Source organism: Streptomyces pseudogriseolus, assembly GCA_002154585.1.
GTDB classification, from domain to species: Bacteria; Actinomycetota; Actinomycetes; order Streptomycetales; family Streptomycetaceae; genus Streptomyces; species Streptomyces pseudogriseolus.
Genome location: MUNG01000549.1, coordinates 1 through 6,746, shown reverse-complemented (window position 1 = coordinate 6,746; position 6,746 = coordinate 1). Strand labels below are relative to the sequence as shown.

Annotated in this window: 4 protein-coding genes; 2 read left to right on the top strand and 2 right to left on the bottom strand. The window is 73.6% G+C overall.

The features are described from left to right. Positions 1-1,447: hypothetical protein (locus tag CCN29_RS32600; protein WP_086686120.1), on the bottom strand; the 1,447-nt coding region annotated here is incomplete at its 3' end. A 44-nt stretch (positions 1,448-1,491) separates the two neighbouring features. Further along, positions 1,492-5,259, bottom strand: a complete 3,768-nt coding sequence (locus CCN29_RS32595; RefSeq protein WP_086686118.1) for a CHAT domain-containing protein — start codon at positions 5,257-5,259, stop codon at positions 1,492-1,494. 79 nt (positions 5,260-5,338) lie between these two features. Between CCN29_RS32595 and CCN29_RS32590 the strand changes: the two genes are divergently transcribed. Both CCN29_RS32590 and CCN29_RS32585 read left to right on the top strand, forming a co-directional pair. Further along, positions 5,339-5,731, top strand: coding sequence for a hypothetical protein (locus CCN29_RS32590; protein ID WP_006130696.1), 393 nt, complete (start codon positions 5,339-5,341; stop codon positions 5,729-5,731). A gap of 10 nt (positions 5,732-5,741) precedes the next feature. Continuing rightward, complete coding sequence (locus CCN29_RS32585; RefSeq protein ID WP_031023989.1) at positions 5,742-6,668, top strand: hypothetical protein; 927 nt, start codon at positions 5,742-5,744, stop codon at positions 6,666-6,668. Positions 6,669-6,746 lie beyond the last annotated feature (78 nt).

Here is a 6,746-nt window from a genome sequence, read left to right as displayed (position 1 = left end):
CGAGGAGGGCGTCGGCGGCGGCGAGGAGGGCACGGGCCTCCTCGGGCCGGCCCGCGTCGGCCAGGGCGAGGGTGAGCCGGTAGTGCTCCTCCGCGACGAACCGGCCGAGGTTCACCCGCCGCCAGTGACGCAGTGAGTCGTCGCCCGGGGTGGCCAGGGCCTCACGCACGGCGGCCAGGGCGGTCACCGCCTGCGCCGGCCTGCCCGCCTCCCGCTCCAGGCGGGCGAGAGTGTGCCGAGCCGAGACCCGGTCCCACGCCCTCTCCTGAAGGGCGGCGTACAGACGCTGGGCGCGCAACGCCTGGGGGAGGTCGGCGAGTCGTTCGAAGCCCTGGACGAGCATGACGAGGGGAGTCGTGTCCAGCAGATGGGGCGCGTCGGGGCGCCGGAGTCTGCTCCGGTCCATGACGATGCTGTCGAGTTCCCGGATCAGCGCCACCCTCGCGAGCTCCGTCATCCCCTGGTCCGACGCCAGGTCGGTCCATGTGAAGAACGGCTCGTCCGACGGGTCCGTCCCGAACATCGAGTCGTCGAGCTCCCACGCCCATTGCCGCAACTCGGCCGCGCTCGCACCCGGCCCCGGCACACCGCCCAGGCCGCACGCCGTGTCGCAGTCCGTCTCCCGGACCTCGGCCAGCAGCGGCAGATCCGCGGTGTTCCCGTGCAGCCCCACCAGTACGGCGGCGAGCCGCAGTTCGTCCGTCATCGAGGACCGCGCCTCGTGCCGCAGCAGATGCCGCAGCAGGTCCAGATCGTCCTCGGAGCGGTCGAACTGCGCGGCCCGCAGGGTGATCCGGCGCCGGACCGGGTCGTCGGCGACCTCACGCCATGCCGTGAGGTCGCCCTTCCGCAATCGGGCGAGATCGGCGCGGCCCGCCGCGAGCACGGGCTCCCACAGCGGCGGACCGGCCGGGCCCAACCGGTCGTACGCGCACCCCTCCTCCGCATTGAGCAGGACGAAGTCCGGCTCGGTGCGCAGCAGCGCCGCACGCAGTCTGCCCACCAGTTCGACCGGGGAGCGTTCCGGGAAGCCCAGCGCCGCGCGGAGTTCGATCCGCTCCTCGTCGATGCCGTAGCACTCACGGATGTCGTCCTCGGTCTCCGCGACGCACGCCAGGATGGTCTCCTCGCCGTCGTCCGGCGACAGATGCGTGCAGTCGCGCCAGCCGGGCAGGCCGATCACGAGCTCCAGTGCCTCGTCGACGCTGGAGCCTATGATCCCCGCGGCGCCCTCCGAGTCGGCGTACAGCACCGAGCCGTCCGCGCACACGAAGTACGTACCGCCGCTGTCGTCCCCGGCCACCACGTCCAGCGGCCCGCCCGAGGCGAGCCGGACCTCCTCCACATGGCCGTGTTCGGCACGGCCGAGGTCGAAGCCGAAGGGGAAGGCGGCCAGTTCGGCCAGACGGCGGTCCTGCCGCAGCAGCCGCAGGGCGTGATCGGTCATGTCACGGAACGTAACATCGCCCACTGACACTCGACCGTGCGCTGCTAGGGTCCGGCATGCACCTGGCACGCCCACAGGCTCGGGGTTTCCGGGTAGGTGTCCCGCAGGGTGCGTACGGCACGGTGCAGCGCCTCTGCCGTGCGGGAGACGTCGAGTGTGCCGTCACCCGTGTTCAGCTCCTCGTACACCCTGAGTGCGACCTCCGCCCCGATCGCGTCGTCGACGTGCCACAAAGAGCCGACCACGTGCGGGAAGCCCGCCATCTGGAAGGCGCTGACGATGTGGACGGCCTCGTCGGCGAGTTCGGGGCTGGTTCGCAGGGTGGCGCAGGCGGAGAGGTAGGCGAGCCGTACCGACGGGAGCCTCAGCCGGGCCAGGTCGCGCACGGTCAGCGGTCGTTCGCGATGGTCGTGCAGGACGAGCCGGCTGCCCGACGGGCGTTGCACGTCGCCCAGAGCGTGGCAGGCGAAATGCGCGTAGGCGTGGTGGTGCAGGGCCGTCGCGACCGCGGTGTGCGTGGCGGAGCCGTCCGCCAGCAGCGTGGCGCCGGGGATCAGTCGGGCCAGGTGCCCGGCCTCGCTGCGGGCGCCCGGGAGCGGAGCCTGTCCGGCGGGCTCCGGAACACTGACGACGAGGGTGCCGGCGCCCGCCGGGCGGGCCGCGCGCAGGCGCGCGTGGTGCAGTGCCCGCAACGTCGGCGTGTACGAGGACACCACCCGGTCGAGGGCGCCGGGGCCGCCGTCGGCGGGGGTCGCCGCGTGCAGGGGCAGTGTGCCCAGCAGGCCGCCGGGTGACCACCACACGCGGGTGGCCCCGGGGAGGCGGTCGAGGACCAGGCCGGTGACCTCCTGCCACAGCCATGCGAGGGTCGCCCGGACGACCTGCTGGGCGCGCTGCGACTGTCTGCGTGAAATCCCGGGCGTCTCGATGCGGACCAACGCGTTCTCGAAGGCCCGCCGGCGTCTCTCGGTCGTCCGCGGGTCCAGACCTGGGAGGGGCACGGCGTCAATGGCGTGCTCGGTGACGATCAGGGCGTCGCTGCCGTACGGGGAGACGTTGACCAGGACCACCGGGCCCGCCGCGGCCGTCGCGCGCAGCTCGCGTTCGTCCCACTCCCGTACCGGGCGCAGCAGGCCCAGTCCGGGATGCTCGGCGCGGATCCGGTCGGTGAGGTTCCTCCACTCCTCGGCCAGCCGCTGCCGCTGATCGGCGCGGGATGCACGGCCGGGTGGTTCCTCCTCCGGCAGCGGTTCGCCGACGGTCGCGGTGTCCAGGGCGTCCCGCAGCTCCTCGAAGCGGGCGGCCAGACCGGGGGCGGTCTCCCGCAGCCGGGTCAGGTCGCTGTCGGCGTCGAAGGCGTGGGAGAGGATCACACCCCTGCCCTGTTCGAGCAGACCGACCGCGAGCCCGGGACGGCCGCGGCGCACCGCGCAGGCAGCGGCGGCGGCGCCCAGGCCGACGACGCGACTCAGCAGGAACTCCTGGTCGTCGCGGAGGAGCTGGCGCGGGGCTACGGAGTGCAGCAGATCGACCGCCGCCTCGTAGCCGTCCAGGGCGCGGTCCCACTCGCCCAGCTCTGTCCGGACCAGGCCCCAGCCCAGTGCCGCGTCCAGCCGCTCGGAGGGCGGGCACTGCTGTTGCAGTGCTGCCTCCCTGAAGACGTCGGCGGCCTCGGACAGATCGGCCCGGCGGCGACGCCGGTCGAAGGCCAGCTCGCGCAGGTGGCCGGCGAGGGCGATCAGGCGGGACGCGCGTCTGGGGTGGCCGGGCGGAGTGGCATCGACCGCCCGGCGGTGCAGCGCGACCACCTCCTGCCGGGCGGCCGACGTCAGCAGGGTGCGCGGGTTCGCCATGCGTGCGCCCGCAGCCGCCATCAGGGCGCCCGGCAGGTCGGGCGAGTTCGCGGGCAGTGCCGCAACCACGGCGTCGGCCAGCTCGCGCGCCTCACGGAGCGTGCCGGTCCGCGCGGTCCACGCGTCGAGTGTGAGCAGGGCGATGGCGAGGTTGAGCCGCCGGCGAAGCACCTGGGGGTCGTCCTCCGGCGTCAGTGCCAGGGCCTGGCGGAAGAGGTCCACGGACTGCTCGAGCCGGCGGACCGGGTCGGCGGCGCGTTCGTACCCCGTGAACCGGCTGCTTCCCATCGAGCTGAGCAGCGTTGCCCGGTGGGTCCGGCCCAGACCGGGCAGGGCGGCGGCCCGGCGGCGGCATTCCCAGGCCTCCCGGAGGTCCTCGCCGTCCCCGGTCACATGGTGACGCAGTATGAGCACGGCGCTGAGGTTGATCAGCCGCAGTCCGAGCACTCCATGTCCTTCGGGGGTGAGCGCCACCGCCTCCCGATGGGCATCCACCGCCGCGTGCAGATCCTCCGCCCGTCCTGAGCGTTCGTAGGAGGCCCTCAACACCAGGCCCAGATAGGTGAGGGCCCCGGGACGGTCCAGGTGGCCCGGCGGCAGGGACGCCACGCCCTCCTGTATCCGGCGCAGTGCCCCGTCCAGGTCCGCCCCGTTCCTCTCCGGATCACGGGTGTAACGGGTGTACAGGGCCAACGCCCCGGCGAGGAAGGCCGGCTGCGGGTCACCCGTCGTGCCCTCCGTCGCGGGGTCGGTGAGGGCCAGCGCCGCCTCCAGATCGGCCTCAGCCCCGGTCCGGACGGAACGGAAGCGCAGCACGCTGCCGAGTGCGTTGTGCAGGGCTGCCCGCTCCCCCGGATGCCGCGCGGCCCGCAGCGCCTCCTCCAGGACCTGGGCCGCATCGTCGAGGTCCGCCACCCGGCCGGTGTACTGCGCCCTCAGGGCGAGCGCCGTGCCCAGATCGTGGCCCGCCCCTGCGGGCCCCTGCGGGTGAAAGAGGAATCCGCGGCGGCACAGGTCGACCACTTCGTCGTAGTCCTCCTCCGTCGTGGCCCCTTCCGCCTGGAGCGAGACCAGCAGGGCGCGCCCCAGCGCGGCCAGTCCGTGGACGAGGTGCGGGTGCCCAGGCGGGAGTTGTGCCACCACGTCACGGGCGATACCGACCGCCTCACGCAGGTCCTCGACGTCGGAGGACTTCAGGTAGCGTTCCTTGAGCCGGCGGGCCAAGCCGTCCAGGGCGAGGAGCCGCGCGGGCGAAGCAGCCGGGGCCTGCTTGACCGCACGGTGGATGAACCGGACCGGGTCCCCGCCCATCAGGTCCCCGAACGGCCAGGTCGTCCCGGCGAGAGAAACAGCGCGGAACACCTCTTCCAGCCGTTCGGCGAACGAGCTGTCGTACTCCCAGGTCGCGAGGACGGCGAGGCTGCCGAGCCCTACGGCCTGGGCCAGTTGTAACTCACGGGAGGGGGTCCACGCGGCCACCCGTGCGGCCTCTTGGTGGAGTCGGAGAAGAGTGTCGGAAGCGTCCGGCGGCGGGGTGTGCTGCCTGCCCTCCGCCGCGATCATGGCGGCGACGCACAGGGCCGACCACTCAGCGGGTCCTCCCGCGGCTGCCGGGTCGGGGCGTGCGACCGGCTCGGTGATCGCGTAGCGGGCCGCCAGCTCCGGCGGGACGGACGCCGGATCAGCCACCCACACCGGAAAGAGCAGCGCCCCGGCCATCGCCCCGTACACGGGACCGTGCTCCGGTGGGGCGGTCGTCCCCCGCAGGAGGCAGAGCCAGCCGGCCGCGTGCCGGGCCTCCATGTCGGTTGTCGGGTCGGCGGTCCTCAGCAGGCCCCGGAGTTCGGCAACCGCTCCGGGGCCCGACACGGCCTCCGCGCCCGCTGGGCCGTCCGCCGTCCCGACCCGGCTCAGCCGCGCTTGGAGCGCTCTCAGGTACTCGTCCCGGTCGTACGCCATTCCGTCACTCCCCCACCACAGACGTCATCGGCACGTTGAAGATGCTCTCAACTCGGCATGTTCAGGGCACACTTGGACCATGACCGCCTCTCCTTACCTACCCCGCCCCGACCGGGCGGCAGCAGCGCTGTGCACCCTGCTCGGCTCGCCCGAAGACCTGCGGCAGCCGGGAGTCAGGGAAGCGGCGGAGCGTGCGCGCGACCTACTGCGGTCCGGTGCCGACGCCGGTGAACTCGCGGACTGCTACGCCGCGCTGGACACGGCGTTGCGCCGGAGCGGGGACGCGCGCGGGCTGGCCGGCGGCTCCCGCAGCGTCACGGCCCCCGGTGTCGCACCCCACATCAAGGTGGCCGTCTGCCCCGGGTCGCCCCTCTGCGCCCGCGTGGAGCGGGCCCGCGACCTGCTCCCCGCCCCACACTGCGCCGTGCACGGCACCCGCATGCGCAAGAGCCGGCTGGGCTCGGCGCAGTGACCCCGCCCCCATGAACCCCCTCCTCGCCACCCTGGGCGGCAAACTCACCGAACGCTGGCTGAACTCGCTGGTCCTTCCTGGTGCCCTGTTCCTCGCCACGTCCGCCGTCGGCTCCGTTCTGGGGCACCGCCACTGGCACGACGTCGACCGACTGCGCACTGCCCTGGACGAACTCGCCGCCCGCCCCGCCCTGGACAGCACCGGCACCGCCGCGCTGCTGGTCGCTCTCATCCTGCTCGCCTCGACCGCGGCCTCACTGGCCACGCAGTTCCTCGGCGGTGCGATCGAGCGGTGGCGGCTGCGCTTCGGCCGGGACCCCCTCTCGCGTGCCCGGACAGCACGCCGGGCCCGCCAGTGGCGACACCGGGACGCGGAACTGACCCTGGCCATCGAGCAGGCCGTCGGCGGCACCACCGGATCCGGCGGTGCGGGGACGAGCCCCGACGGCGCTCTGGCCCGGATCCAGGCCCTGACCGAGACCCGCGACCGTGTCGCGCTGCGCGAACCGGTCCGCCCCACCTGGTACGGCGACCGCATGCAGGCGGCGGCCGACCGCGTCGAGGCCGCCTACGGGGTGGATCTCGCCGTCCTGTGGCCCCGGTTGTGGCTGCTGCTTCCGGAACCCGCCGTACGTCAGATCCAGTCGGCCCGCGACTCCTTCGGTGCCGCCGGCCGCCTCACCGCCTGGGCCGTCGGGTACGCCCTGCTCGCCTGCTGGTGGTGGCCGGCCGCGCTCGCCGCCGTCGGTTGCGCGGTTGTTGCCCGGTCCCGTGCCCGTAGCGCCCTGGCAGCACTCGCGGGGCTCATCGAGGCCGCCGTGGACGTACACGGCCGCGAGCTGGCCACCCGGATCGGGCTTGTCTCTCCCGAGACGCCGGGACGGCTCACCCCGGACACGGGGGACGACATGTCGGCGTTGTTCAGGAAGGCCGAGTGACGGCCGGACACGTGCGGTCGTGTACGCCTTGTGGATCGATCCCATGTGTCACACCACCCCGGGACCTCCCCCACGCAC

What these genes read in the sequence shown, in the direction of transcription:
- CCN29_RS32595 (WP_086686118.1), bottom strand. Translation starts at nt 5,259, where the DNA reads ATGGCGTACGACCGGGACGAGTACCTGAGAGCGCTCCAAGCGCGGCTG.
- CCN29_RS32590 (WP_006130696.1), top strand. Translation starts at nt 5,339, where the DNA reads ATGACCGCCTCTCCTTACCTACCCCGCCCCGACCGGGCGGCAGCAGCG.
- CCN29_RS32585 (WP_031023989.1), top strand. Translation starts at nt 5,742, where the DNA reads ATGAACCCCCTCCTCGCCACCCTGGGCGGCAAACTCACCGAACGCTGG.